Raw genomic sequence first — 25,612 nt, 5'->3', positions numbered from 1 at the left:
CCTCAGACCCGCTCACCCGTCACGTCGAACAAGTGATGCACCGGGTCGTGGATCAGATAACGGGCGAACGACTCCACCGTGAACCGCGCCCCGTCACTACGCCCCCCGGTCCGGCCCCACTGCTCGCCCGCCACCCGCCCGAACGCCACCGCCAGCGCCTCCGCGTCCGCCGCCAGCTCCCCGGCCACCACCGCCGGCACCTGCTCCCCGTACCGCTCGGCAACCGCCGTCTCGTCCTGGTCCCAGTTCGGGAACAGCGGGTCGGCCTCGGCCAGCATCAGATCCAACCGGACCCGGAACAGCCGGAACACGTCCCGGACATGGCACGCGTACTCCAGCCCCGACCACACCCCCGGCCGCGGCCGCCGACGCAGACCCTCCTCGGCCCCGGCCAACAACGCCACCCAGGCCTCCGCATTGGCCCGGACCATCCCGGCGACGTCCTCCCGCACCACCGCCGCAACATCCAGCCCACAATCCGGACACGGGCGTTCCAACACCCACGTCCAGTCCTTGCCGTCCGGAACGACCACACCCACCGGATCCGCGCCACGCTCAGAAGCACTCATGGCCCCAGCATGGCCACCCCACCACCCGCCCCACCAGCGGCAAGGACGCCAACCGCCGCCAAAATGCTGCCACCCCGCCCGCAGCCCTCAGCCGCCCGCACCCCTGCGCCGCCGCACCCGCACCACCCACACCACAACCGCCACCACCCCGCCGACCAGCACCCCCCACAACGCCACCCCCACCGCAACCCCGACCCCGAACCAGCCGCCCCCACCAGCCCCACCGGCCCCAGCCGCAGGCACCACGGCATCGCCACCCGGCGACTCCGTCACCCTGTCCCCCGCAGCCCCCTGCGACTCCGCCCGCCCCACCAACGGATTCTCCCGAGACCCGCCGTCCACCACCGGATCGGCCGCCAACGCCTTCGCCGGCGCCAGCACCCCGAAGCCGTACCTGCTCCCCGGCACCGCCGACCCGTCCTGCGGCGGCGTGGCAGTCCTGATCATCCGATTGATCACCTGCCCCGCCGAAAGCTCCGGATACTTCGCCCGGATCAACGCGGCGGTGGCGGAGACGTAGGCGGTGGCATCCGAGGTGCCGTTGCCCACGCCGTAGCTCGACGAGGACTTGGCCGTGGCCTGGTAGATCTCCACACCGGGCGCGGCGAGTGTCGTCTCGGCACCCGGCGTCGAGCGGTCCCAAACTCTGCCCGTGGAGTCCACAGCCGCCACCGCCACCACTCCGGGAAAGGCCGCCGGGTACTGGACACCGCTCAGGCTGTCGCCGTTGTTCCCGGTGGCGGCGACCAGCACGACGTCCTTGGAGACCGCGTAGTTGACGGCTTCACGTGCCGGGGAGTCGAACCTCGACGTCCCCCCGACCGACATGTTGACGACCTTCGCACCGTGGTCCACGGCAAAGCGGATCGCCTCGGCGAGGCCGTTCTGCTGGACATCCTGATTCCCGCCGTCGGTCCGCACCTTCACCGGCAGGATCTTCGCCTTCGGCGCCAGGCCCATGACCCCCGATTGTGCACCGTGCCCGTGCCCTGCGATCAGGCTCGCCATCCCGGTGCCATGGCCGTCGCCGTCGGTACGACCGTCCGTGTTCGTACCGGAGAAGTCACCCCCCGCAAGCACCTGTCCGGTGAGGTCCTGGTGGTCCGGGTTGACCCCACTGTCGACCACTCCGACGATCACGCCCTCGCCCTGGTTGACAGTCCAGACTTTCGTCTCGGCCTCGAAGGCCTTCAGAGCCCACTGCTTGTCTCTGATCTGATCCGCCGATGCCGTCGGTGCCGCGACACTCCAGATCAATGCCCCGGCGGCAAGGACCGCTGTACCACGCGCCAACCGGTGGCTCGTCAAGCCTGGTCACCCCACTCAGCGAGGCGCCCCGCAGATCACCGATCTACGGGACGCGATCAGATCACCCGTCCGCTTCAGGACCGGGCTCATTCCACCACGTTCGGATTGGCCGGCTTGTCCGACGCCCAGGTCTCCTCGTCCTCAACGAGGTAGTCGGGCCTCCGACGGCCCTTCTCCCGGTCCTTCTCATGCCGTTGCGCGCCGGTGAGCGGCGGGCCAGGGGCCATACCGCCAGAGCCGCCGGCACCGGGTTCGCCCCTGGGCCGGTTCCGGACTCCCAGGCCGGAACCGCCTTCCGTGAACGCCTGCTTGCCGCGCATTCCCTCGACCGGCCCTGCGGTCCCACCGACGATCCCACCAGGTCGGCCTGTAGACCCACCCATCGGCCGGGCACCGGAGCCACCTCGACCTCCGATTCCCCCACCCGGTCCACGGCCGCCCGCCGGATTGTCACTGCCCGGGAGTTCCCGACCGCCGAATCCGACCTTGGCCTGGCCGATGCCGGGGCCGACCGGTAGACCAGCCGCCGGGCCTGCGGGATTGGAGATCCCCTGCCCGCCGCTGCTTCCCGGGAGGCCGCCCGCAGCGCCACCAAGCGGTACAACGCCCGCCCCGGACACGTGAGTTCCCGGGAGCGCGGTGGTGACCTCAGTCCTGTTGGGGACGACCGCCGGCGTGTCGGCGATGCCCGCACCCGGGCCGTAGGTCACCGAGCCCAGGGGCTTCGGCGGAGTCTGCGCCGCGCCGCCCTTGATCCCCGAATCGGTCGGAACAGACGCACTCCTCGGCGTGGAGCGGGCTGGCATCGCCGGTCCGGAGGAATTCGGACCCTGTGGTGGTGGGCTGGTCGTCACCCGCCCTGATGTTCCCACGACGCCGATCGACGTTCCCGACATCATCGCGCTCGCCACCACCGCCACCCCGGCCGGATCGTCCTGTGGTGTCACGTCGCGTGTCTCACCCGACTGCTGCAGCGTTGGCAGGTTCGGTGGCGGCTTCAGGGTGGGGGTGGCGATGCGGTAGTGCATGGCGAGGGTTTGCATGACGGTGGCGGCTTCGGCTTTTCGGCGGTCGGCGACGGGGATGTGTTCGTCGTCGCCGCCGAAGACGGAGGAGACGCCGTCGCCGACGGTGTCCTTGACCTTTTCCCAGGTGCTGGGTTCCTCGGGCATGTCGCGTTTGGCCTTGGCGATGGCCTCGGACATGTTGTGGAGGGTGTTGGCCGCGTCGTTGGCGTAGGAGGCGGCGTTGTTGATGCTGTCGGCGAGGTGGAGCATGCGGGTGTGGAAGGCGTCGCTGGTGGCGCCTTCCCAGGTGACGGCGGCTTCGGTGCTGGCGCGGGTGAGGGTGGCGCGGATGGCCTTGAGGGTGTCGGCGGCATGGCGCCAGGGGTCGCCGGCGGCCATGACTTCGCCGGGGTTGAGGGCTTGGGCCATGGTGCGGAGTTGGGCGTGGCTGTAGGTGGTGAAGTCGGTGTAGGCCATGGGGGGTTCGCCTCCGTTCGGGCTCGGCCGGTGGTGGCCGGGGGTCAGGGGGCGGGTGGGGCGGCGGTGCGCTCGTAGGCGGCCTTGCCGCCGGCGGAGGGGTTGGCGACGGACCAGCCGTCGTCGCCGAGTTCGAGTTTCTTCGCGGTGTGCCGGTCGTGTTCCTCGTAGGTGGTGGCGGTGAGTTCGGCGTTCTTCTGGGCTTCGTCGACGGCTTGTTGGAGTTGGTCGAGGACGTCGCGCAGGCCGTCGCGCATGGTGTTGTAGCGGTTGTGGATCTCGGTGGCTTCGGCGAAGGTGCCGAAGGCGGTCTTGCCGATGCCGCTGCGCCCGTGGGTGCCGGTGCCGTCGGCGTGGTGCTGGAATTCGGCGAGGAGGAGCCGGACTTGGGCGGCGAAGGCGCGGAGTTGTTCGACCTCGACGCGGTAGCCCCGGCCGGCGCCTCCGGTCGTGCCGGTTCCTGTTGCCACTTCGGCGCCTCCCCCGTGCGGCCGTGGGTCGCTGCCGGGGTTGGGCCCCGGTGTCTCATGTCTAACACACGGGGCCCGAATTCCGCCTGGTACCTGGTCAGTTCGCAGGCGTCCCCGCGTGGAGGGCGTCGGCGAGGGCGCGGCGGCAGAGGGAGTCGGCGCGCCGGGTGGTTTCGGGGAGCCGGTAGTGGGGGGCGAGTTGGAGGGTGGTGCGGACTGCGGTGTCGAGGCTGATGCGGTGGCCGACGGAGACGTAGACGGGTTTGACGCCGGGCCGGGTGCGGAGGGCGCGGCCGACTTCTTCGCCGGTGGCGGGGTCGGTGAGCGGGGTGGTGGAGCCGCGGGGGGTGTCGGGGTCGTGGTGGTGGAAGGTGAAGGGGGTTTTGGCGACGCCGAGGGTGCGCAGGCCGGTGAGGACGCCGAGGTGGCTGGCGAGGCCGAGGCGGCGGGGGTGGGCGAGGCCGTAGCCGTCGCAGACGACGGTGTCGGGGGTGCGGGTGAGGGCGGCGAGGGCGTCGAGGACGGCGGGGAGTTCGCGGAAGGCGAGCAGTCCAGGGGTGTAGGGGAAGGGGATGCGGCCGACGGCGGTGGACTGTTCGACGACGGTGAGGGTGTCGTGGTCGAGGAGGACGGCTGCGGCGGCGACGAGGTCGTGTTCGTCGTCGTAGGCGACGTCTACGCCGGCGATGAGCCGCCCGACCCCGCCGCCGGCGCCGGAAGCGGAAGCGGAACCGGAACCGGAACCGGAACCGTCGAGGTCATCGGTGTCGTCGGTGTCGTGGGTCTGGACGAGGGGGCGCAGGCGTTCCTGTTCGGCGAGTGCCTGGGCTTCGGTGGTGGGCCAGTCGGCGGGGATGGGCACGGGTGTTCCCCCGGGTGGGTGGGGCGGGCGCGGTCGGGTTCACCGTACCGAGGGGCGGACGACCCCGAGGTGAGCCTGTGCGCCCCCCGTGCTCCCGGCCCGGCGGGTTAGCCTGGACTTACCGAACTCCCTTGCCGGGCAGCACTTCTGGGACCGGCGCCATTCCCGCTCGTTCCCCCCGACGTGCGAAGGACCCCCCGCCATGCCTCGTCCGTCCGCTGCCCAGTACTGCCTCGGCTCGTTCACCGTCGTCGTCGCCACCGTGGCGCTGCTGGCCGTCTCGGGCGCCTCGGGCGTCCTGGAGGTCGCGGTGCTGGAGGGGTTCGCGCTGGCGCTCGGCATCGTGGTGACGGTGTTGTCGATCGCCGTGTCCGGCCGGTCTGCGGCGAGGGCGGGAGCGGCCTCCCCGACCCCGGCCGGACACGAGTACGCCCGGCAGCGCTAGCAACGCCAGTCCGCCGCCGGGCGTCGCAGCCCGCTCGTCCGGTCAGTCGGTGGTCACCACCACGGTCTTCGCGGCCTTGTCGTGGATGCACTGCCGGTAGGGCTTGTCGAAGACGCCGAACATCCCGTCGATGATCCACCAGAAGGCGGCGCAGCAGATCACGGCGGGGAGGATGTAGACGGCCGCGCGGGTCCAGGCGGCGCTCTGGGTGGGCTTGTTGCCGTCGATCAGCATGGCGACGCGGACGTGCATCGCCTTCTTGCCGAGGGTCTGGCCGTCCCGGCCGAGCATCACGCCCTCGTAGAGGAGGTAGATGCCGCAGCCGAGCCAGAACGCGCCGACCTCGCCGGAGCGGTTGCTGAAGTCGGCGAAGGGGGCCACCACGATCACGGCGACGGCCTGGACGAGGAGGTAGTCGATCAGTCGGGCGATGATGCGCCTGGGCCAGCTGCCGATCGGCGGCATGCCGGGGACGGGCCCGGCGCCGGGGGTTCCGTAGCCGGTGGGGCCGTAGCCGGGCGGGGGCTGGTCGTAGGGGTTCTGGCCGTAGGGGCTGCCGCCGGGCGGGCTCTGACCGCCGGTCGGGCCGCCGTAGGTGCCGCCGTACGCGCCAGGGCCGCCGGACGGGGTGCCGGAGGTGCCGTCGGACGGGCCGCCGGCGGGCGGCGGGGCGGACGGCGGGTTCGGGTCCGACGGCGGGTTCGGGTCCGACGGCCGGTCTTCCGGCGTGCCGCCGCCCGGCTGCGGGGGCTGCTTGTCGAAGGAGGGCTGACCGCCCCCCTCCGGCTGGGAGCCTGAGGGGTCGTGAGTGCTCATCCGTCGAGTAGAACATCACACATTCCCGCCGTTTGGGACATTCTGTCCGTTTTGCAGCCAGGGCCGGACGGCGCCTCCACTCCGGATGACGCCTCCGCGCCGGGCGCCGGCCGCCACACCGGGAGGCCTCAGCCGCGGACCACCCGGGTGCGGGCGGCCCGGTCCTGCCAGCCACGCCGGGCCGGGCGGTCGAACACGGGCCAGACCAGGCCGACGAGCAGCAGCAGGCCGAGCTGCCTCACGGCCCATCGGAGCAGCGAGCGGCCGAGGCTCAGCCTGGTCCGGGCGGCGGGGGCGGCGGCGTCCGCCACCCGGATCCGGGCCAGCCGCTTGCCGAAGGTCTGGCCGGTCCGGGCGGTCGGCAGCACCTCGTAGAGCAGGCTGACGAAGAGCAGGATGCCGAGCAGGACCGCGACCTTGCCCAGCACCACGTCGTCCACCAGCCAGACCTGGACCTGGCGCCGGGTGAGGGAACTGGCCATCCGGGCCTGGTCGAGCTTCTGCTGGAGATGCTCGGACGCCGAGCGGCCGAGCGGGATTCCGGCGGCGACGGCGACCACGAGGAGTACGACGGTGTCCACGGCGCGCGCGGCCAGCCGACGTCCGAGTCCGGCGGGCGTCGCGGAGGCGGGCACGGTGGGCGCAGGCGCCGTCGGGGCGTGCCCTCGCCGCGCGACGGCCTCCCGGGCCGGGCGTACGACCGGCAGCGACCCGGCGGGCGCGGCAGGCGCGGGGGGTCGGCCCTGGGCCCGGACCGGAACCACTCCGGCGGCGACCGGAGCCGGGGCCGGGGCCGGTACGACGGGCTCGGACGCGGGCTCGACGGCGCGCCCGGCCCCGCGCACAGCCGCCGGGACAGACGCCGCGACGGACGACGCGACGGACGACGGCGCCTCCCGCACCGCCACCGCCGCCGGGACGGTCGCGGGCGCTCCGGAGGCGGCGGCCACCTCCACCCCGACCGAAGGCCGGACCGGAACAGCAACCGAAGCGCGGACCTCCCTCGCGCGCCCCTCTTCCCCGTCGGGCGCCCCCGAAAGCACCCCCCAGGAGACCCGGTTCGGCTCGTCTCCCGCCTCCATCAGCCCCCGCTGCGCCCGCGGAACGACCTGCCAGCCGGGCTCCTCCGCCTCGCCCTGGCCTGCCGCACCCCCGACCGCCGAAACCCCGACCGCCGAAACCCCGACCACCGGCTCGCCAAGGACCGCTTCGTCCAGGATCGCCTCACCGAAGACCGGCACCTCAACCGCTGCCATCTCCAGTCCGGGCGTCTCAGGGTTCTCGGACGCCTCCGGCTCCCCGACCGTCCGGAACACCGGCCCGCCGATCACCTCCGCCGCCCGCGACCCGAGGACGAACTTCGCCCCGCCCGTGGTCTGGTCGAAGTACACCGGCCCGGTGTCCCCGCCCCCGGCCCCGCCGCGCGCGGTCCGGCCCCAGGACGGCTCCGGGACCGCCTCCTCCGGGACCGCCGTCTCCGGAACGGCCGCCTCCGGCACCGCCGGTGGCGGCACCGCCCGCGCCGTCCCCGCCGCGCCGGCGGCGGGCCGCCGGGACGCGAACCGGGGCGGATCCAGCACCTCGCCCTCGGCGGGTGCGAGCCGGCTGGTGCCCGGCACCCAGGCCGAGCCGCCCCAGTACCGGACGAAGCCGGGGATGGAGGGGTCGGGGTAGTAGCCCGGCTCGGGTCCGACGGCCGAGTCGCCGGCGCCGGCGAAGGGGCGGTCCGTCATGGGGGTCTTCTCTCCTGGCGGGTCCTGGCGGGGCCGACACGGCACGCCCGCCCGGCGCACCCGCGAGCCGCCCGGCGCGCGTGGGTGGGGGCACCGCTGGTAGGCGGACAGTCGCCGGACAGTCACAAAGGGTAGTGCCTCGTCGCGGTGCCGACGGAAAGTTGGTCAATCACCGGACAGCGGAGGGCCCTCCGGGGTAAAGGCGGCCGATCCGTCCCGGCGCGCGGCGGGCGTCCGCGCGCCGCGCACCCCACCGGTCACCACCCCTCGTCTCGCCACCCCTCGTCCCGCCCGCCTCGTCTCGTCACGCCGCCCCTCCTCGAACTTCCCGAAGAAATCCCGGAAACGTGTGTAAGAGCCGGTGTGGACCGCCCTCTCAAAGGTCACCGGGCCCGGAACCGGGCAGGAACCCGAGGCAGAGAGGAAGACGATCATGGAGCGCCCCACCAGCGTGGTCGAGCACGAACTGGAGCTGAACCTGGTGCTCTCCCCCGAGCACAGCGTCCCCGTCCCGGCCCGGCTGTCCTACGGCAGCCACGACCCGTACGCGGTGCACATCACCTTCCACCTGGACACCGGCTCCCCGGTGACCTGGGTGTTCGCCCGCGAGCTGCTGGTCGAGGGCACCTTCCGGCCGTGCGGCCAGGGCGACGTGCGGATCTGGCCGACCCGCTCGGGCCGGCGGAGCGTGCTCTGCCTGGCGCTGAGCTCCCCGGCCGGCGACGCCCTGCTGGAGGCGCCGCTGCCGGTCGTCGCGGCCTGGCTGGAGCGGGCCCACCGGCTGGTCCCGCCGGGCAGCGAGATGGCCGCGCTGGACATGGACGGCTCGCTCGCGGACCTGCTTGCGTGAGCACGCGCCCGACCAGCACGCGCCCAACCACCAGCGCGCACACGACCACCGGCACGCGCACGACCGCGAACGGGCACACGGCCTCGGCCACCCGCCCGGCCGGGACCGCGCGACGCGACGGGAGCCGCGCCCCCGCCGGCTCAGCGGGCCGCGGGGGCCTGCTGACGGCCGCGGGTGGCGTCCGGGCCACCGCCGTCGCGCTGTCCCGGCAGCCGGACCAACGGTGCGCCGGCGGAGCGTCGCCTGGCCCTTATCCGGATGGCGGCGGCGAGCAGGAAGCAGAGCCCGACCCATGGATAGACCGAGGTCGGCAGCTGGCGCAGCGGCCCCATGTGGAGGACGGCCGGGCCTAGCGGCTTGGCGGCCCACATCGCGAAGGAGAGGAAGGCGACCAGCGTCGCCCAGAAGGCGGCCCGCCAACGCAGCCGGCGGACGCCGACCGGGCGGGCGTGCTCGACGGAGGCCTCGGTGGCGAGCAGGACGAGCACCGGCACGCACCAGACCCAGTGGTGGGTCCAGCTGATCGGTGAGATCAGCACGGCGGTGACGGCCGCGCAGCAGACGCCCCAGGCCTCGGCCCGGGGCAGCCAGCGGGCGCTGCGGTGGGCCCAGGCGGCGACGGCGAGGCCGGCCACCGCGACCAGGCCGGCCGCGAGGGTGGCGAGGGTGCCGGGGTCGGCGGTGTGCAGCAGCCGGGCGAGGGCGCCGCGCAGCGACTGGTTGTCGACGATCTCGGTCTTGCCGACCCGGGAGGAGTCGTAGAGGTACTTGGTCCAGAAGCCCCAGGTGGCGTCGGGCAGGGCGACGGCGCCGATCAGGAAGGTGGCGAGGAAGGTGAGGCCGGCCACGAAGGCGGCCCGGACCCGGCCGGTGATCAGCAGGTAGACGGCGAACAGGCCGGGGGTGAGCTTGAGGCCGGCGGCGATGCCGATCGCCATGCCCTTGCTGCGGCGGGCGTCCGAACGGGTGAGGTCCCAGAGGATCAGGCAGGCGAGCGCGAGGTTGATCTGGCCGTACCGGAGCGTGGTGAAGACGGGTTCGAGCCAGACGCCGAGGCCGGTGACCAGGATGACGCCGATCGGCCGCAGTTCACGGCGCGGCCAGCCGACCAGCTTGAAGGACAGGTGGGTCAGCAGGGCGAGCAGCCCGAGGTTGCCGAGAGTGATCGCCACCCGGAGGAACGGGATCGGGAACCAGGTGGTGGGCACGAACAGCATGGCCGCGAACGGGGGGTAGGTCGCGGGCAGGTTCCACTCGGTGACGCGCAGTGCGTACAGGTCGGTGCCGTTGGCCACGGCGGCGCCCTCGGCCCGGTAGACGATCATGTCGACCATCGAGGTGTTCACGAAGTGGCGGACCACCGCGTACACGACCAGGGACAGGAGCGCCACGGCCGAGGCGGCCAGCAGCGGTCGGCGGGGGGCCTCGCGCAACGCGCGGACGGGGGCGCCGAGCGCGGTCCGAAGCCGGTCCGACAGGGGGGCGGGCGCGGGGTCGGGTGCGGTCCGCACCGGGCTGCGCTCGTCTTGCACCGCTGTCACCAGTCCACTCCGTCCACCACTCGACCAATCGCCGACGATACCGGATGCGGACCGACCGGGCCTGGGCACGACCAGTCACACAGCGTGACGAGCGGGCCCCGGCCGGCCGTACTCCGTTGCGGGCGGAGCACGGACGGCCGGGGCCGCCGGGGGAAGGGCTGCGAGGCCCTGAGCCCCAGGGGCTCAGCGGCCCCGCACCTCAGCCCGTGTAGGCGCCGAGGGCCCGGGTGAAGTCCAGCGGCTGCTGGACGATGCTGCTGCAGCTGGCATCGGCGTAGGCCTTGGCCCCGCCGTCGCAGGCCTTGTCGCGGGTGCCGGACCACATGGCCAGCCAGGCGAGGTGCCTGGACGCCGCGAAGTCGGCGAGCTGCTTGGCGTCGGCGACGGTGAAGACCTCGCTGGCGACATCGTTGACGCCGATCATCGGGGTGACGGCGACCTTGCGCCAGGCGGCCGCGTCGTCCAGTCCGAGCACGCTCTTGACCTGGGCCTGGGTGGCGGTGGCCGCGGCGATCGCGTACTTGCCCATCTGGCCCTGCGGGTTCGGGGCGACGCCGTCGCCGAAGTCCATGGCCATGATGTTGACCGCGCCGATCGCGACGCCGTTCTTCTTCGCGTCGGCGACCAGGTCGACGCCCTCCTGGGTCAGGCCGGAGGGCAGCGCGGGCAGCGTGAAGGAGACGTCGAGCGCCTTGCCCCTGGCGGCGGCGTTCTTCTGCAGCTGGGCGATGGCCTGGGCGCGGCGGGTGTTGGCGGCGGCGTTGGCGATCGCGCCGCCCTCGACGTCGAAGTCGAGCCTGGTCAGGCCGTAGGCGTCGACGGTCTTCTGGTAGACGGCGGCCAGGTCGGCGGTGGAGCCGCAGACGAGGGCGAGCTCGCTGCCGTTGGCGCCGCCGAAGGAGACCCGGACGTCGCCGCCGATCGCCCGCAGGGCGCCGATCTGGGCGGCCACCGCGTCGGCGGACAGGTCGCTGACGCCGCCCCACTTGGGCTGGCAGCCGCCGCCGGACACCACGAAGGCGAGGGTGTAGTTCTTGACCCCGGTGGCCTTGGCGGTGGCGACCAGGTCGTACGGCGGGTAGAGCGAGGTGTCGACATACGGGGCGAAGCCGGCCCCGGCGCCGGCCGGGGGTACGGGCACACCGGTCGCCGTGGGGGTGGCGGTCGGGGTGGGGGCCGGAGCCGGGGTGGTCGGCTTCGCCGAGGGGGTGGCACTCGCGGTCCCCGTGGGGGAGGGGGCCGCGGTGCCGGTCCCGGTCGGCCGGGGAGTGGTCGACACCGAGCTGGTCGGCACCGAACCGGTCGACACGGGGCCGGTCGGTACCGGACTGGTCGGCGCGGTGGTGGTGGGGCGGCCCGAGGGGGTGGGCGCGGTGCCGTCACCGGCCTTGCAGGAGGTGTTGTTGATCAGGCAGTTGCCGGGCTCGGCCTGCGCGGCGCCGGCGCCCTGGGCGACGAAGCCGACCACCACGCTCTTGCCGGGCTCCAGCCGCTTGCTCCACGCCTCCGGCCTGACGGTGACGTGCTGGCCGGCGGCGGTGAAGGTGGCGTTCCACAGCGAGTCGATCTTCGCCCCGGCCGGGAGGTCGAAGCTGAGCGTCCAGTCCTCGATCGGGCCGCTGTCCGGATTGGTGACCAGGTACTGGCCGGTGTAGCCGGAGTCCCAGCTGCTGGTCCGGCTGTAGACGGCGCCGAGCGAGGCGGCGCTGGCCGAGGAGGCGAGGACGACGACACCGCCCGCGACCAGGGCGGCGGCGACCGCCGAGGCCCCGACGATCGCGCCCTTGCGGCTGCGCCTGCGGCGGCCTGGGCGGCGGTTGGGCTGGGTGGTCATGGCGCGTTACCTCCGGGGTGCCGTCGGTCGGCCGCGGTCCGGGCGCGGGTGCGTGCGGACGTCCGGGCGGCCGGCCCGGCTCGGTCGGGTGACCGGCGCGACCGACGCTAGCGGCGGCCGGGGGGCCGAACCGGGGGGCTGAGCGAGGGGAAGAACTCCCTTAGGACGCGCTTAAGGAAGATCCCGAAGCCGACAGGGAGTCAGGCGCGCACGAAGACCGGCCGCCACGGTTCCCCGGGCTTCGGCCGAGACCGAGAGAACAGCCAAGGGAGCGGCCGAGCGAACGGCCGCGGGAACAGCCGGGGAAACAGCCGGGGGAAGCGGTCGGGGAAACAGCCGGGGAAGCGGTCACTTCTGGAACAGCGCGCCCCGGCTGCGCCGCCGCCCCGCCCGCGCGGGGGTGCCGTCCGGGCGGGTCCGCAGCCGCAGCCGGATCTCGGCGCCGCCGAGCACGGCGGAGCGGCCGAGCGCCAGGTCGCCGCCGGTGGATTCGGCGAGTTTGCGGACGATGTCGAGGCCGAGGCCGGTGGAACCCTCGCCGCCGTGGCCCTCGCCGCGCTTGAGGGCGGCGGCCGGGTCGCTGAAGCCGGGACCGGCGTCGCCGACCAGGACGATCACCGAGGTCTCGGTGGCGAGCACGTCCACCGAGAAGGCGGTGCCGACGGCGGTGTGCCGGAAGACGTTGCCGAGCAGCGCGTCGACGGTGGCGGCCAGGTCGGCGCGTTGGACCGGGACGGGCGTCACCTGGTCGGCGCCGGCCAGTTGCCAGCGGCGCCCCTCGTCCTCGGCCAGCGCGGACCAGAAGCCGACCCGTTCGCGGATCACCTCGGCGACGTCGCAGCCGACCGCGACGGCGGGCGCGTCCTCGGGGTCGCGGCGGGCCGAGCGGATGATCTGGTCGACCTCGCGCTCCAGTTGGGAGACCGCGTGCCGGGTGGCGTCGGCGGCGTCGCCCTCGCCGAGCGAGGCGGCGTTGAGCCGCAGCACGGTCAGCGGGGTGCGCAGCCGGTGGGACAGGTCGGCGGCCAGTTCCCGTTCGGCGGCGAGGAGTTGGACCACCCGGTCGGCCATGGTGTTGAACGCGTGGGCGGCCTCGCGCAGTTCCTCGGGGCTGCCGGCGGCCTGCTTGCCGTCCACGGGGACCCGTACGGCGAGGTTGCCGGCGCCGAGCGAGCGGGCGGCGCCGGCGAGCCGCCGGGCGGAGGCCACGATCCGGCCGCCCATCCGGTCGGCGACCAGGACCGAGATGGCGACCAGGCCGAGCGCGACGCCCGAGAGCACCAGCCAGGCGGTGGAGACGCCGCGGGTGAGGTCGCCGTCGGCGACGAACACCTCGACCACGGCGGTGCGCCCGGTGTCCACCGCGACCGGCTGGAGCAGCGCGTAGCCGCCGGGCACCTCGACGGTGAAGGAGCGGCCCTGGCCTCCGGCGGTGGACACGTCGCCGGCGGCGGCCCGGGCCTCGCCGATGGTGGGCCCGCCGGGGCCGCCCGCGCCGGGGAGCGCGTCCGGGGCGGCCGGGGCGGGCAGGTGGACCGCCATCCGGCCCTGCCCGCCGGCGTCGGTGCTGGCCAGGGCGCGGTCGATGGCGATCTGGTCGGTGGTGATGGCGAGGGCCGGGCCGAGCGCGGCGGCCTGCCGCTCGGCGGCGGTGAAGGCGTGGTCCCGGGCGGTCTGCTGGACCATCAGGCCGAGCGGGATGAGGAAGGCCAGCGCGACCATGGTGGTCCCGGCGACGGCGGCCTTGATCAGGGCCCAGCGCAGCGAGCGCCCGAACCTCCTCATGTCCGGTGCTCCGCCAGTCCCCCGGCGGCCTCCAGCCGGACCCCGACTCCCCGGACGGTGTGCAGGTAGCGGGGGCTGGAGGCGGTCTCGCCGAGCTTGCGGCGCAGCCAGGACAGGTGGACGTCGATGGTCTGGTCGCCGCCGTAGGTCTGCTGCCAGACCTCGGCCAGGATCTCCTTGCGCGGCACCACCACGCCGGGGCGCCCGGCCAGGAAGGCCAGCAGGTCGAACTCACGGCGGGTCAGGTCGAGCAGCCGCCCGTCCAGCGAGGCCTCGCGGCGCTGGAGGTCGATGGCGAGGCCGCCGACCCGCAGTACCTGGGCGACGGGGGCGGCGCCGCCGCCGAGCCGGCGCAGCACGGCGGCCATCCGGGCGCTGAGGTGTTCCCCGGAGAAAGGTTTCACCAGGTAGTCGTCGGCGCCGTCGTTGAGCAGCCGGACGATCTCGGCCTCGTCGTCGCGGGCGGTCGAGATGATCACCGGCACATTGGTCAGGCCCCGGATCATCTTGAGTGCCTCGCTGCCGTCCAGGTCCGGCAGGCCCAGGTCGAGGATCACCAGGTCACAGCCGACCTGGGCGACCTCCCGCAGCGCCTCGAGTGCCGTGCCCACGCTGCGGACCGCGTGACCGGTGTCGGTCAGGTGCCGGATGAGGGCGGAGCGTACGAAAGGGTCGTCCTCGACCACGAGCACTGTTGCCATGGCCCTGCACGGTACGGCATCGACGGGCAGTGGTCTGTACCTCGGGGTGGCCTCGGGGCGGCCTCCGGACATTGTGCAACTCCCCTGACTAATAACGGGGCTGCCCGGCTGCGCGGGCCCGGAATACGGCAGGATGAGCGGACGATGCGGAACGGACTGGTACAGCTCGGCGCCTGGGCGGCGGCCACCGGGGCGGCGGTGGCGCTGTCCTGGCTCGGCGTGCACGCGGTGCTGACCGGCGCCGCGTTCGAGCAGCCCACGGCCCTGCCGCTGCCCTCGCCGAGAGCCGACGGCACGCCGCACACCGCGACCGTCACCCCCGACCAGCCGCGGTCGGCCACCCCGACCGGAGCCCCGACCCCACCGCCCGCCTCCCCGACCACCGCCACGACGACGCGCGGGCCGGCCCCCGCCACCACCCTCGCCGCCGCCTCCCCGCCGGCCACCCGCCGCCCCACCCCCGCCACCACCACGGCGGTGTCCTCCGTGAAGAGCTACCCGGTGCCGGGCGGCAAGGTCGCCCTGGACATCCGCCCCGACAAGGCCTCGCTGGTCTCCGCCACCCCCGACCCGGGCTGGCAGATGCAGGTGTGGAACGGCGACCAGTGGATGCGGGTGGACTTCACCAAGGGCGAGCAGGCCAACTCGGTCTTCGTCTACTGGAACGGCCACCCGCCGGTGGTCGAGACGGCCGTCCGCTGAGCCCCCGTCACCAGGTCTCGAACGGCAGGTAGCCCGGCAGGTACGGCCCGGCGTAGCCGGACCGGTCGACCAGGGTGTGCCTGGTCCCGCCCGGCACCCCGATCGTCGCGAGCACCACCGCACCGAAGCGGTCCCGCGCCTCGTACGGCTCGGCCAGCGACAGGGCGCCCCGGTCCACCGCGTAGTCGTAGGCGTAGAAGACGTCCGGCACGCTCACCGCGAGGTCCAGCACCCCGTCGCCGTGCCGGGCCAGGTGCGCGGCCAGCTCCCGGCCGCGCGGGCCGATCACCTGGACCAACGAGGTGAGCACGATCCTGGTCCCGGGCGCGTCCAGCACGTACGAGACCGTCTCCGGCTCACCGGTCTCCGGCCCGGCGTACGCGGTACAGCGCAGTCCGAGCGCGGCGGTGTAGCGGCGGGCGGCCCGCTCGGCGTCGCCGACCGCGAAGACCACCGCGTCGGCGCGGCCCATCGGGAGGGGGTCGGACTCTCCGGGCCCTGCGGTGAGCAGGACGGGTTCGGCGGCGGTGTCGGTCATGACGGCCCTCCCGGTAGGTGTGCGGACCACGGCGGGTGCGACCGTGCGCCGGGGTGGGGCCCGGCGCACGGCGTTGTGGCTGGAGGGTGGCGCCGAGCCGACCGGCGCGCAACTGTTCCGTTTCCTCCTGGTCAAGCTGCGCGCCGGGGCGGGAGAATCGGCGGCGCCGCTGTACAGAATGCCCACCGGAGGACGGAGCCGCGATGCCCCCCGCCCAGTCCCCGAGCTCCCCCGGCTCGCCCAACTCCCCCGCCCCGCCGGGTGCTTCGGCCGCCCCCGGGACGGGCGGCGGGAACGACTCGATCGACGCGCTGGACGGCCGGCTGATCCGGCTGCTCGCCGAGGAGCCCCGGATCGGGGTGCTGGAGTGCTCGCGCCGGCTCCAGGTCGCCCGGGGCACCGTGCAGGCCCGGCTGGACCGGTTGCAGGCCAAGGGGGTGATCGGCGGCTTCGGCCCGGAGGTCGACCCGGCGGCGCTCGGCTACCCGGTGACGGCCTTCGCCACTCTGGAGATCTCGCAGGGCCAGGGCGCCGACGTCCGGACGCACCTGGCGAACGTGCCGGAGGTGCTGGAACTGCACACCATCACCGGGGCCGGGGACATGATGGTGCGGATCGTGGCCCGTTCCAACGCCGATCTGCAACGGGTGATCGACCGGGTGGTGGGCTTCGACGGGATCGTCCGCTCGGCCACCGCGATCGCGCTGGAGAACCCGGTGCCGTACCGCATCCTGCCGCTGGTGGACCAGGCCGCCGCCGAGTAGGGCCCACGCCCGACGGCAGCGGCCGCGTCCCGGTCAGCAGCTGGGGACGCTGCCGCCGCTCTTCAGCGCCTCCAGTGCCGAGACCGCCTCGCCGAGCGTGCCGACCGGCACCAGGCGCAGTGTCTTGGGCGTGTTGACCTTGGCGTCCGTGCACTCGTCCTTGGGCAGCAGGAACACCGTCGCGCCGTCCCGGGCGGCCGCCTGGGTCTTGAGCGGGACGCCGCCGACCGCGCCGACGACTCCGTGGTCGTCGATGGTGCCGGTGCCCGCGATCGTGAGCCCGCCGGTGAGGTCGCCGCCCTTGCCGTCGCCGGCGAGCTTGTCGATGATGCCCAGCGCCAGCATCTGCCCGGCGCTCGGGCCGCCGACGTCACCCAGGTCGACCTTCACCTTGACCTGGTCCGGCGAGAGGTGGAGGTAGCCGAGCGCGGCGGCGGTGGCGCTGTCCTGCGACTCGGCCATCTGCTGGGCGGTCTGCTCCTCGGCCTTGGCCGGGTTGCCCGGCTGGTAGACCGTGTCGGTCGGGCGTACCGCCTCGCCCTGGTCGAACCAGGCCTGGAGCGCGCGCCAGAAGGTGGTCTTCTCCCCCGGGTTGGTGGCCGAGATGGTGACCATCCGCAGCTCGCCCTCGGTGGTGCGCAGCGGCGCCCCGGTCACGGTGAGGACCGGCTTGTCCTTGTACGTGCCGAGGGTGTCCGCGGTCAGGCCCGGCCAGGTCAGCGTGTACGGCAGCGGGACGAAGGCGGCCACGCCGAACAGCGCGGCGACCAGCACCCCGCAGAGCGTGAGCGCGCGGGTCCGCGGGGAGGTGAGGGCCTTGGGCAGCTTGGTGTCGGACACAAGGGGAATCCAAACACACCGGGGCCCGTACCGGCCTACCGCAGCGCGTCGGCCACCTCGGTCGCCGCCTCCACCACCCGGGGGCCGACCCGCTCGGGGACCAGCCCGTTCAGCATCACCACGCCGACGCTGCCCTCGATGCCGCTCAGTCCGATCAGCGCGGCGGCCGCGCCGCAGGCCCCGGACTGCTCCTCCGCACGGGTGATGACGAAGCCCTGCTCCGGCCGGCGCTGGCTGGGGAAGGTGCGCGCCTCCAGGATGGCCCGGCCGGCGGCGCTCTCGCCGAGCGGGTGGCGCAGCCCGGTGCGGTAGGCGACGTGGAAGTCGGTCCAGCTCGGCTCGACCACGGCGACGGCCAGCGCCTCGTTGCCGTCCACCAGGGTGAGGTGGGCGGTGGCGCCGAGGTCCTCGGCCAGGCTGCGCAGGGCCGGCAGCGCGGCCTCGCGCAGCAGCGGGTGCACCCGGTGGGCCAGGCGCAGGACGCCCAGGCCGACCCGGGCGCGGCCGCCGATGTCCCGGCGGACCAGGCCGTGCTGTTCCAGGGTGGCCAGCAGCCGGTAGACGACGGTGCGGTTGACGGCCAGTCGGGCGGCCAGCTCGGTGACGGTGAGCCCGCGCTCGGAGTCGGCGAGGAGTTTGAGGACCCGGACGCCACGGTCCAGGGTCTGGGAGGTCTCGGCAGTCACGACGGGCATCCTTTCCGCGGCGCTCGCGGGGGCAGGCGGCGCCGGACCGGGTTCGGTGTCGCGCGCAGGTGGGGTGGCCGCGCTCGGACCGCTCGCGGTGTCGTCCTTGACGTGCGTGCGGTCCTGCGGCGCCCGTCCTGTGGGGGTTGCCCGGTGGAAGAGCGTGGGGGAAAGGTAGTGAAGGAAATGTCGTGACGGAAGTGGTTGTCCAAAATTCGGGCGTGATCGACTTCAACAGCGCGAAGAAATCGGGACAAATGCCCGCATTTCTCCGGGCCCGTCAGCGCGTGGGTCCGGCCGCGCTCCGGAGTCCGGACACGCGGGAGCGGGGCGGCCGGCGCGCTCCCGCGCGCCGTACCGTTCCCTCTCCTGGTTCCGCGGCTACTTCGCCCACTCGCGGATCTTGGCGATCCGCGCCTTCAGCTGGTTGGCGGTGGCCTGCGCGGTCAGCGGGCCGCCGCACTGGCGGCGCAGCTCGTTGTGGACGGTGCCGTGCGGCTGGTCGGTGCGGTGGTGCCAGGCGGCCACCAGCGCGTTCAGCTCCTTGCGCAGCTCCCGGAGTTCCTGATGGGTGACGACCGGCCGCTGCTCGGCCGGCAGCTCCAGCAGGTCGGCCTCCTCGGCGGGCTTGCCCTTGCTGCGCTGGATCTGCCGGTGCTGGCGCTTCTGCAGCAGCATCTGCACCTGGTCCGGCTCCAGCAGGCCCGGGATGCCGAGGTAGTCGTCCTCCTCCTCGCTCCCCGGGTGGGCCTGCATGCCGAACTCCATGGAGTTGTACAGCACCCGGTCGAAGACCGCGTCGGAGCCGATCGCCTCGTAGGAGAACTCGTCGCCGCCGGCGCCGTCCGGCCCGTCGTTGGCCCGCTCGGCCTCGGCGAGCAGCCGGTCCTCCTCGTCGAAGAGGCCCTCGCCCTCCTTCTTCGGCCGGTCCAGCACGTGGTCGCGCTGGACCTCCATCTCGTTGGCGAAGCCGAGCAGCGTCGGGATGGTGGGCAGGAACACCGAGGCGGTCTCGCCGCGCTTGCGGGCTCGCACGAAGCGGCCGACGGCCTGGGCGAAGAACAGCGGGGTGGAGATCGAGGTGGCGTACACCCCGACGCACAGCCGGGGCACGTCGACGCCTTCGGACACCATCCGGACCGCGACCATCCAGCGCGAGTCCCCGGCCGCGTAGTCGGAGATCCGCTGGGAGGCCTCGGTCTCGTCGGAGAGCACCACGGTGGCCTTCTCGCCGGAGATCTCGCGCAGGATCTTGGCGTAGGCCCGCGCGGTGTTCTGGTCGGTGGCGATGACCAGCCCGCCGGCGTCCGGGATCGCCTTGCGGACCTCGGACAGCCGCCGGTCGGCGGCCTGCAGCACGGACGGGATCCACTCGCCCTGCGGGGCCAGCGCGGTGCGCCAGGCCTGGGCGATCAGGTCCTTGGTCATCGGCTCGCCGAGCCGGGCCTCCAGCTCGTCACCGGACTTGGTGCGCCAGCGCATGTTGCCGCTGTAGCTGAGGAAGATCACCGGGCGGACGACGTGGTCGGCGAGCGCGTGCCCGTAGCCGTAGGTGTAGTCGGCGACGGACTTGCGGATGCCGTCGCCGCCGGCCTCGTACTGGACGAACGGGATCGGGTTGGTGTCGGAGCGGAACGGCGTCCCGGTCAGCGCCAGCCGGCGGGTGGCCGGCTCGAAGGCCTCGAAGCAGGCCTCGCCCCAGGACTTGGAGTCGCCGGCGTGGTGGATCTCGTCCATGATCACGAGGGTCTTGCGCCCCTCGGTCCGGTTGCGGTGCAGCATCGGGTTGACCCCGACGCCCGCGTAGGTGACCACGATGCCGTGGTAGTCCCGGGAGAGCGGGCCGGAGGAGTAGGCCGGATCGAGCCGGATGCCTATGCGTGCGGCGGCCTCGGCCCACTGCTTCTTCAGGTGCTCGGTCGGCGCGACGACGGTCACCTGCTGCACCAGGTGGTTGTGCAGCAGGTACGAGGCCAGGGTGAGCGCGAAGGTGGTCTTACCGGCGCCCGGGGTGGCGACCGCGAGGAAGTCGCGCGGCTGCGTCTCGATGTACCTGTCCAGCGCGCCCTGCTGCCAGGCCCGCAGCTTGCCCGCGGTGCCCCAGGGGGCGCGGCCGGGGAAGGCCGGCGAGAGGTGGTGCGAGGCGGCGGACGCGGTGGGTCCGGCGCCCCGGGCGGGCGCCTGCGGCTCCGGCACGTCGGAGAACAGCGGCATCGAGGAGGCGGCGGCAGTACTCACGGTCTCCGAGGGGGGATCATCGCAGGTCAGGGGCGGTTTCTCAGCCCCGGCCCGCGGAAGGGCGGCGATCGGACAACCCGCCCAGCGTACCGGCCCGGCGCCGTCGGGGCGGCCAGGCGAGGCGACGCGCCGGGGCCGGGCGGCCGGAAATCGACGTGACCCGGATCACATCCGATCAGTTCCGAAACCGAGTAATCATGGCCGGCCCCGGGACTCTCACCAGGGTGAGGCCGCCCCAACCCTCCCCCTTGTCGCTCGGCCTCACACCGACCCGAAGGGACTCGCCGTGCACACCGCCGCCGAAGAGACCGTCCAGGCCCGTCTGATCCTCTCGCTCCACCGCTCCGTCCGGCTGCGGGTGCTCCTGAGCTACCTGCCGGAGGACCCGCTCGCCGTCCGGATGGCCTTCCCCGCCGAGTTCTCGCTGGACGAGCCGGCCGACGGCGGCGCGGGCTCGGACGGCGCCGACGACATCGTCTGGGTCTTCGCCCGCCAGCTGCTCTCGGCCGGCCTGGAGCTGCCGGCCGGCGTCGGCGACGTCCACGTCCGGCCCGCGGTCGGCCGGCGCACCATGGTCGAGCTGCGGGCGCCGGAGGGCACCGCGCTGCTCCAGTTCGACACCACCGACCTGCGCCGCTTCCTGTGGCGCAGCCGGCTGCTCGTCCCCGAGGGCGAGGAGCACCTGCACCTGGACGCCGACCGCGCGCTCGCCGAGCTGCTCGGCTGAGCGGCGCGCGGGGCCGGCGTCCGGGGGCGCCGCCGCGCTTCCGGCCGTCACCCGGGCCCGGGGCGCCTCAGCCCGACAGCCTTCGCATCAGCCGGACGCCCTGCGCCGGCGTCAGGTGCGGCAGGTACGCCTTGCCGATCGCCCTGGTGATGCTCGGCAGCGCGGCGGGGTCGGGGTAGGCCATGTACATCGGCCGGTACTCCGGCTGGAACTTCGCCTTGAACGCGAGCAGCGAGCGGAAGCCGTACACCGGCTCCAGCACCCGTCCCATCCAGTCCAGCATCCGCTGCAGGCCGGAGGGCTCCTCGTCCTGCCCGGAACGGGCCAGCGGCGCGCCGGACAGCGACAGGAAGCGCGCGCCCTCCTCCTTGAAGCCCAGCGCGGCCGAGGCGATCAGGAACTCGTTGACGCCGCGGAAGCCGTCCGAGCGCCGGCGCATGAAGTCCAGCGTCCAGCCGACCGGCACGCCGTTCTCGTACACCGGCATCCAGCTGGTCAGCCCGTGCACGACGCGCTGCTCGTCCACCGCGATCAGCACCCGCACGTCCGGGTCGTCCAGCTCCTCCAGTCCGCCGAGCGTGAAGCCCATCTCGGGCAGGCCCTTCTCGGACACCCACTCCTCGGAGATCGCCCGGATCTGGTCCCGCAGAGCGCGCGGCGCCTCGTGGTGGGACCACCACTCGGCGGTGATGCCCTGCTTGCCGGCCTTGTTCAGCGCGGTCCGGATGTCCTGCCACTTGCGGCCGGTGAAGGCCAGCTCGGGCAGCGCCACCACGGTGTCCTCGGCGACCTGCACCGAGCGCCAGCCGAGCTGCGCGGCGGCCTCCCGGGTCTGCGGGGAGACGCTGTAGAAGCACGGGGTCCAGCCGCGCTGGTCGCAGAACCGGGCGAACCCGGCCACCGCCCGGGCCCGGGCCTCCGGCGCGCCGAACGGATCGCCGGTGGTCAGCGCCACCGTGTTGTGCACCCGGTAGGCGACGGCCGCCCGGCCCTCCTCGTCGAACCAGTAGTGGTTGCCGTCCCAGGTGGTGATGAAGGACAGCGTCCCGCCGCCGTACGCGGTGAGCAGCGCCCTGGCCCGGGCGGCCGCCTCCGCGTCGGTGTGCAGCACCGGCCGGCGGAAGGCCAGCAGCAGCGTGGTCAGCGCGACGACCCAGAAGGCCAGCCCGCAGTACGTCTCCAGAAACAGCGCCACCGGGCCGACCGCGATCGGGTAGTCCGGCAGCAGGTCGTTGTAGGCGGGCGGCAGGAACTGCGCGGGCAGCCCGTGCAGCAGCCGGCGGATGTTCGCCCCCGGCTCGAACTGGTCGGCCGCGAGGCGCCCGAGCCCCACGTACGCGGCCGAGGCCGCCAGGGCGGCGCCGCCGAGCAGCGCGCCCAGCCGCAGCACCGCCCGGCCGGCCAGCCGCAGCCGGAAGCGCTGCCGGGTGGCCAGCAGCAGGCCGAGGGTGAGCAGCGGCAGCAGCAGCGCCTCGACGAAGTACTGGACCACGTCGCCGCTGACCGGGCCGGAGTCGAGGTACAGCCAGCCCAGCAGCGCCGCCCAGAGCAGTTCGGTGGCGACGGTGATCCGCCAGGCGAACCGCAGCCCCCGGCGCAGCCCCTCGGCCAGGACCAGCAGCAGCGCCGGGAACAGCGCGGCCATCAGCCGGCCCGGGGTGTCGAAGATCCGCTCGACGGCGTGCGCGCGGGCGCAGTCGTGCGCCGACAGCGCGCAGAAGTCGGCCACCTCCTCCGGGCTGAGCCGGTGCGAGAAGTACAGCTCGGAGAAGGTGTTGAACGGCCCGCTGGCGTTGTCGTACAGCGAGGCGATCAGCGGCCCGAGGGCGGCGGCGACCAGGCAGAGCGCCACCAGCACCCGGGTCTCGGAGTGCGAGGAGCGGTGGGTGCGCAGGTGCAGCCCGCCCCGGGCGAGCAGCGCGCCGGCGCCCAGCCCGACGAACGCGGCGGCGCACCGCTGGACGCTCTGCAGGTGGCCCACGTACAGCGTCATGACCAGCGGGGCGAGCAGCACCAGCAGGTGCAGCCGGCGGCGCCAGAGCACGGTGAGCCGGTAGCCGAGCACCCCGGCCAGCGCGAACAGGCCGACGCCGGGGCCGACCGAGGTCTGGTCGGCCACCGAGACGGTCCACTGCTCGCCGACCCGGGAGCCGACCGCGATCAGCCCGGTGCCGAGCAGGGTGCCCGCCAGCTGTCCGCCGACCAGCACCGCGAGCGTGCGCAGCCACCCGAGCCGGTGCTCGGCGGCCGGGCCGACCAGGACCAGCAGCAGGCTGGTGAAGACGTACGAGCCCAGGCCGGAGCACCAGAACAGCGAGGTGAACGGCGTCCACCAGTGGCCCTCGGCGAGCGTGGGCACGCCGACCCCGACCCGGTCGAGCAGCCGCTCGGACGGCCCGTGGGCCAGGCTGCCGGTGGCCGCGCCGAGCGCCCAGAGCCCGGCCAGCAGCACCAGGGTGAGCGGCGCCGAGCGCAGCCAGACGCCGAACGTGCGGGTCGCCCGCCAGGCCCGCTGCGGGCGCGGCTCCGGCGTCCCGGCGACCGGCGCGCGGTCCGACGGCCACTCCTGCTCCTTGGCCGGCGCGGGGGCCGCGGGGAGCCGGATCACCGGATCAGCCCGGTCTGCTGGGAGAGCCAGGCCAGGTTCTGTTCGAAGGCCTGGCGGAACACGACCCAGCTGTGCCAGCCGGGGATGGTCTGGTAGCCGACCTTCATTCCGGCCGCCTGTGCCGCCGCATAGGCCTTCTCCTGCATGGGTCGGAAGTCCGGGTCGTTGGCGCCGACCACGAACATGCCTGCGGTGTCGGGGAACTTCTGCCGGGCCATGACGTGCACCGGGTCGACGGCGTCGAACGCGGCCTCGTCGCCGCCGAAGGCCTTGTCGACGGTCTCGCCGCGTTCGCCCAGGGTGGGCTCGTCCTGGCCGGAGATGTCCAGGAAGGTGCCGTAGACCCCGGGCGCGTTGACGGCCAGCTGGAGCGAGCAGGTGCCGCCGAGCGAGAGCCCGCCGATGGCGAAGGCGCCCCGGCCGGTGGCGGTCTGCAGGTTGTGGTGGATCCAGTCCGGGACGTCATCGGCCAGGTAGGTGTGCGCCTTGGCGATCCGGGAGTCCATGCAGAGTGTGTTGGTGAACGGGCTGCCGGTGGGGTCGGCGACCACCACGATCGGGGCGAGGCCCTGGTGGTCGGCGGCGAAGGCGTCCAGGGTCTCCTGGATGGCCCCGGAGGTGATCCAGTCCACCGGGGCGCCGGGCTGGCCGGGCAGCAGCACCACGACGGGCAGCAGCGGCCGGGGGTTGGCCTGGTAGGCGGGCGGCAGGTAGACGTACCCGTCGCGGGCCGTGAAGCCGGACTTGGTGCCGGGGATGGTCACCGTGGAGAGGGTGCCCTTCGCGGGCAGGCCGGGCGGCGCGTGCCAGAGCTCCTCGACGGGCTTGCCGGGCGTGGCGGCGACGGTGCTGGCCACCTTGCCCGTGGTCAGCGCCTGGACCCCGGGCACCAGCATGGCCCGGGCGGTCGGGTACTGGTCGAAGCCCCGGTTGACCTGCGAGGCGGCCATCAGCAGCACCAGGACGGCGGCGCCGGTCGCCAGCAGCCGGCGGCGGACGGCGAGCAGCGGCGCGCGGAAGCAGACCAGGGATATCGCGAACAGCGCGACGGCTATCCAGCGCAGGACGAAGTCCGGGGTTCCCTCCGGGAAGGGGTGCCACCAGCCGTCGACGCCGAGCTTCACCAGGGCGGTGAGCGTTCCGGCCAGCATCAGGGCGCCGAAGAGGCGCGGCGCCCGCCAGCGTTCGTGGCGGGAGAACGCGAGCAGGACCAGCGACCCCCAGCCCGCGGCGAGCACGGCGTACGGGATCGGGCCGTGGGTGAGCGGCCAGTCGATCGGGTTCCAGCGGGTGGCGAGGGTCAGCGTGGTCATGCGGCTTTGCCCGGCCGGGTGGTGTCGGCCAGGAAGCCGTAGGCGACGACGTTGCCCTCGTAGCCGTGCTCGGCGCTGTACGCGCCGCCGCAGGTGATGACCCGCAGCTGAGCGTCGGCGGCCTGGCGGTAGACCCGGTCGTCCGGGAAGTCCTTTCGGTCGTGCACTTCGATGGCGTACAGCTGGTAGACGGCGACGGCGCCGTCCGCGCGGGCGATCTCGATCCGGTCTCCGCGCCGGAGCGCCCCCAGGTTGTAGAAGACGGCCGGGCCGGCCTTGTTGTCGACGTGCCCGTCCAGGATGGCGGTGCCGCGCTGCCCGGGGCTGGCCCCGCCGCGGTACCAGCCCGCCAGGTTGCGGTCCGCCTCCGGCGGGGCCTGGAGGTGGCCGTCGGGGTCGAGCCCGAGCGCGGTGACCGGGGCGTCCAGCCGGACGGCCGGGATGCGGATGCGGGTGGGGTCGGACGGGCCCAGCGGCGGGACGACGGAGACCGGGGCGAAGCCGGACAGCGTCTGGGTGCCGCCGGGGGCGGGCGGCAGCGCGCCCTGCCCGCCGTCGTGCAGCAGCCAGGCGCCGAGCACCAGCGCGGCACCGGCCGCCAGGGTGCCCGGCCACGGGCTCCTGCTCTGCTGGACGCCCACGGGCGCTCCCCTCTACCGACGGATTCCCGATCCTGGGAGTTTCCTGGGAAACAATTCAATCGGATCGGACCTTAAAGCACGTCCACACGATGGGCGTAATGACACCCCCCGATCGGCAGGGCAACCGCCCGAATCCGCGCTCCCCGTGGGCATCCGG

The 25,612-nt window shown here is 73.8% G+C and carries 23 protein-coding genes; 5 read left to right on the top strand and 18 right to left on the bottom strand.

Translation table 11 applies throughout. The annotated features are described in order from the left end of the window. Positions 1-2: 2 nt before the first annotated feature. From ABT015_RS21030 to ABT015_RS21010, 5 genes are all read right to left on the bottom strand, one after another. Positions 3-533 carry a DinB family protein gene (locus ABT015_RS21030; protein WP_350881170.1) on the bottom strand — a complete coding sequence of 177 codons (531 nt, stop codon included), beginning with the start codon at positions 531-533 and terminating at the stop codon, positions 3-5. A gap of 123 nt (positions 534-656) precedes the next feature. After that, positions 657-1,877 carry a S8 family serine peptidase gene (locus ABT015_RS21025; RefSeq protein ID WP_350881168.1) on the bottom strand — a complete coding sequence of 407 codons (1,221 nt, stop codon included), beginning with the start codon at positions 1,875-1,877 and terminating at the stop codon, positions 657-659. A gap of 86 nt (positions 1,878-1,963) precedes the next feature. Then, the gene (locus tag ABT015_RS21020; RefSeq protein WP_350881166.1) at positions 1,964-3,361 is read right to left on the bottom strand and encodes a WXG100 family type VII secretion target; all 1,398 of its coding nucleotides are present in this window, start codon (positions 3,359-3,361) and stop codon (positions 1,964-1,966) included. A gap of 44 nt (positions 3,362-3,405) precedes the next feature. Further along, complete coding sequence (locus ABT015_RS21015; protein ID WP_350881164.1) at positions 3,406-3,831, bottom strand: DUF2563 family protein; 426 nt, start codon at positions 3,829-3,831, stop codon at positions 3,406-3,408. A 97-nt stretch (positions 3,832-3,928) separates the two neighbouring features. Then, positions 3,929-4,693 (bottom strand): endonuclease V, encoded by a 765-nt coding sequence (locus tag ABT015_RS21010; protein ID WP_350881162.1) that lies wholly within the window; start codon positions 4,691-4,693, stop codon positions 3,929-3,931. A 202-nt stretch (positions 4,694-4,895) separates the two neighbouring features. Between ABT015_RS21010 and ABT015_RS21005 the strand changes: the two genes are divergently transcribed. Further along, the gene (locus ABT015_RS21005) at positions 4,896-5,138 is read left to right on the top strand and encodes a hypothetical protein (protein WP_350881160.1); all 243 of its coding nucleotides are present in this window, start codon (positions 4,896-4,898) and stop codon (positions 5,136-5,138) included. A 42-nt stretch (positions 5,139-5,180) separates the two neighbouring features. On the opposite strand, the gene ABT015_RS21000 is transcribed toward ABT015_RS21005, so the two are convergent. Both ABT015_RS21000 and ABT015_RS20995 read right to left on the bottom strand, forming a co-directional pair. After that, positions 5,181-5,954: an RDD family protein gene (locus ABT015_RS21000; RefSeq protein ID WP_350881158.1), complete on the bottom strand. Its 774-nt coding sequence runs from the start codon at positions 5,952-5,954 to the stop codon at positions 5,181-5,183. Positions 5,955-6,082: 128 nt separating this feature from the next. Next, entirely contained in the window at positions 6,083-7,687 is a 1,605-nt protein-coding gene (locus tag ABT015_RS20995) for an RDD family protein (protein WP_350881156.1), read from the bottom strand. A 433-nt stretch (positions 7,688-8,120) separates the two neighbouring features. Between ABT015_RS20995 and ABT015_RS20990 the strand changes: the two genes are divergently transcribed. Further along, positions 8,121-8,537, top strand: coding sequence for an SsgA family sporulation/cell division regulator (locus tag ABT015_RS20990; RefSeq protein WP_063349195.1), 417 nt, complete (start codon positions 8,121-8,123; stop codon positions 8,535-8,537). 140 nt (positions 8,538-8,677) lie between these two features. Here ABT015_RS20990 and ABT015_RS20985 read toward each other — a convergent pair whose 3' ends face one another. From ABT015_RS20985 to ABT015_RS20970, 4 genes are all read right to left on the bottom strand, one after another. After that, positions 8,678-10,078 (bottom strand): glycosyltransferase 87 family protein, encoded by a 1,401-nt coding sequence (locus ABT015_RS20985; protein WP_350881153.1) that lies wholly within the window; start codon positions 10,076-10,078, stop codon positions 8,678-8,680. Positions 10,079-10,277: 199 nt separating this feature from the next. Beyond that, complete coding sequence (locus ABT015_RS20980) at positions 10,278-11,912, bottom strand: cellulose binding domain-containing protein (protein ID WP_350881151.1); 1,635 nt, start codon at positions 11,910-11,912, stop codon at positions 10,278-10,280. A 348-nt stretch (positions 11,913-12,260) separates the two neighbouring features. Beyond that, positions 12,261-13,676 (bottom strand): sensor histidine kinase, encoded by a 1,416-nt coding sequence (locus ABT015_RS20975; RefSeq protein WP_350881265.1) that lies wholly within the window; start codon positions 13,674-13,676, stop codon positions 12,261-12,263. Between the two features lie 17 nt (positions 13,677-13,693). After that, positions 13,694-14,398 (bottom strand): response regulator transcription factor, encoded by a 705-nt coding sequence (locus ABT015_RS20970; RefSeq protein ID WP_350881149.1) that lies wholly within the window; start codon positions 14,396-14,398, stop codon positions 13,694-13,696. Between the two features lie 144 nt (positions 14,399-14,542). Here ABT015_RS20970 and ABT015_RS20965 point away from each other — a divergent pair, with 144 nt between their 5' ends. Next, positions 14,543-15,100: a hypothetical protein gene (locus tag ABT015_RS20965; RefSeq protein WP_350881147.1), complete on the top strand. Its 558-nt coding sequence runs from the start codon at positions 14,543-14,545 to the stop codon at positions 15,098-15,100. Between the two features lie 7 nt (positions 15,101-15,107). On the opposite strand, the gene ABT015_RS20960 is transcribed toward ABT015_RS20965, so the two are convergent. Next, the gene (locus ABT015_RS20960) at positions 15,108-15,638 is read right to left on the bottom strand and encodes a VOC family protein (protein ID WP_350881146.1); all 531 of its coding nucleotides are present in this window, start codon (positions 15,636-15,638) and stop codon (positions 15,108-15,110) included. A gap of 203 nt (positions 15,639-15,841) precedes the next feature. Between ABT015_RS20960 and ABT015_RS20955 the strand changes: the two genes are divergently transcribed. After that, entirely contained in the window at positions 15,842-16,402 is a 561-nt protein-coding gene (locus ABT015_RS20955; protein ID WP_350881144.1) for an Lrp/AsnC family transcriptional regulator, read from the top strand. A gap of 33 nt (positions 16,403-16,435) precedes the next feature. Here ABT015_RS20955 and ABT015_RS20950 read toward each other — a convergent pair whose 3' ends face one another. From ABT015_RS20950 to ABT015_RS20940, 3 genes are all read right to left on the bottom strand, one after another. Next, positions 16,436-17,242: a S16 family serine protease gene (locus tag ABT015_RS20950; protein WP_350881142.1), complete on the bottom strand. Its 807-nt coding sequence runs from the start codon at positions 17,240-17,242 to the stop codon at positions 16,436-16,438. A 35-nt stretch (positions 17,243-17,277) separates the two neighbouring features. Beyond that, a complete protein-coding gene (locus ABT015_RS20945) occupies positions 17,278-17,928 on the bottom strand; it encodes an IclR family transcriptional regulator (RefSeq protein ID WP_350881140.1) in 651 nt (216 codons plus the stop codon). Positions 17,929-18,309: 381 nt separating this feature from the next. After that, positions 18,310-20,142 carry a DEAD/DEAH box helicase gene (locus tag ABT015_RS20940; RefSeq protein WP_350881263.1) on the bottom strand — a complete coding sequence of 611 codons (1,833 nt, stop codon included), beginning with the start codon at positions 20,140-20,142 and terminating at the stop codon, positions 18,310-18,312. 310 nt (positions 20,143-20,452) lie between these two features. On the opposite strand from ABT015_RS20940, the gene ABT015_RS20935 reads away from it, so the two are divergent. Continuing rightward, entirely contained in the window at positions 20,453-20,893 is a 441-nt protein-coding gene (locus tag ABT015_RS20935) for an SsgA family sporulation/cell division regulator (RefSeq protein ID WP_350881138.1), read from the top strand. Between the two features lie 67 nt (positions 20,894-20,960). Here the strand turns inward: ABT015_RS20935 and ABT015_RS20930 are convergent, their stop codons facing one another. From ABT015_RS20930 to ABT015_RS20920, 3 genes are read right to left on the bottom strand one after another with little or no spacing between them, the layout of a single operon-like run. Then, positions 20,961-23,501 carry a phosphatidylglycerol lysyltransferase domain-containing protein gene (locus ABT015_RS20930; protein WP_350881136.1) on the bottom strand — a complete coding sequence of 847 codons (2,541 nt, stop codon included), beginning with the start codon at positions 23,499-23,501 and terminating at the stop codon, positions 20,961-20,963. Then, positions 23,498-24,814, bottom strand: a complete 1,317-nt coding sequence (locus tag ABT015_RS20925) for an alpha/beta hydrolase (RefSeq protein WP_350881134.1) — start codon at positions 24,812-24,814, stop codon at positions 23,498-23,500. The genes ABT015_RS20930 and ABT015_RS20925 overlap by 4 nt, the downstream gene beginning before the upstream one ends. Beyond that, a complete protein-coding gene (locus ABT015_RS20920) occupies positions 24,811-25,455 on the bottom strand; it encodes a class F sortase (RefSeq protein ID WP_350881132.1) in 645 nt (214 codons plus the stop codon). The genes ABT015_RS20925 and ABT015_RS20920 overlap by 4 nt, the downstream gene beginning before the upstream one ends. Positions 25,456-25,612 lie beyond the last annotated feature (157 nt).

The organism is Kitasatospora sp. NPDC094016 (genome assembly GCF_040304045.1).
Lineage (GTDB): Bacteria > Actinomycetota > Actinomycetes > Streptomycetales > Streptomycetaceae > Kitasatospora.
This window is presented reverse-complemented; position numbering and strand designations above follow the sequence as displayed.

What these genes read in the sequence shown, in the direction of transcription:
- ABT015_RS21020 (WP_350881166.1), bottom strand. Translation starts at nt 3,361, where the DNA reads ATGGCCTACACCGACTTCACCACCTACAGCCACGCCCAACTCCGCACC.
- ABT015_RS21005 (WP_350881160.1), top strand. Translation starts at nt 4,896, where the DNA reads ATGCCTCGTCCGTCCGCTGCCCAGTACTGCCTCGGCTCGTTCACCGTC.
- ABT015_RS21000 (WP_350881158.1), bottom strand. Translation starts at nt 5,954, where the DNA reads ATGAGCACTCACGACCCCTCAGGCTCCCAGCCGGAGGGGGGCGGTCAG.
- ABT015_RS20995 (WP_350881156.1), bottom strand. Translation starts at nt 7,687, where the DNA reads ATGACGGACCGCCCCTTCGCCGGCGCCGGCGACTCGGCCGTCGGACCC.
- ABT015_RS20990 (WP_063349195.1), top strand. Translation starts at nt 8,121, where the DNA reads ATGGAGCGCCCCACCAGCGTGGTCGAGCACGAACTGGAGCTGAACCTG.
- ABT015_RS20980 (WP_350881151.1), bottom strand. Translation starts at nt 11,912, where the DNA reads ATGACCACCCAGCCCAACCGCCGCCCAGGCCGCCGCAGGCGCAGCCGC.
- ABT015_RS20970 (WP_350881149.1), bottom strand. Translation starts at nt 14,398, where the DNA reads ATGGCAACAGTGCTCGTGGTCGAGGACGACCCTTTCGTACGCTCCGCC.
- ABT015_RS20965 (WP_350881147.1), top strand. Translation starts at nt 14,543, where the DNA reads ATGCGGAACGGACTGGTACAGCTCGGCGCCTGGGCGGCGGCCACCGGG.
- ABT015_RS20960 (WP_350881146.1), bottom strand. Translation starts at nt 15,638, where the DNA reads ATGACCGACACCGCCGCCGAACCCGTCCTGCTCACCGCAGGGCCCGGA.
- ABT015_RS20955 (WP_350881144.1), top strand. Translation starts at nt 15,842, where the DNA reads ATGCCCCCCGCCCAGTCCCCGAGCTCCCCCGGCTCGCCCAACTCCCCC.
- ABT015_RS20940 (WP_350881263.1), bottom strand. Translation starts at nt 20,142, where the DNA reads ATGCCGCTGTTCTCCGACGTGCCGGAGCCGCAGGCGCCCGCCCGGGGC.
- ABT015_RS20925 (WP_350881134.1), bottom strand. Translation starts at nt 24,814, where the DNA reads ATGACCACGCTGACCCTCGCCACCCGCTGGAACCCGATCGACTGGCCG.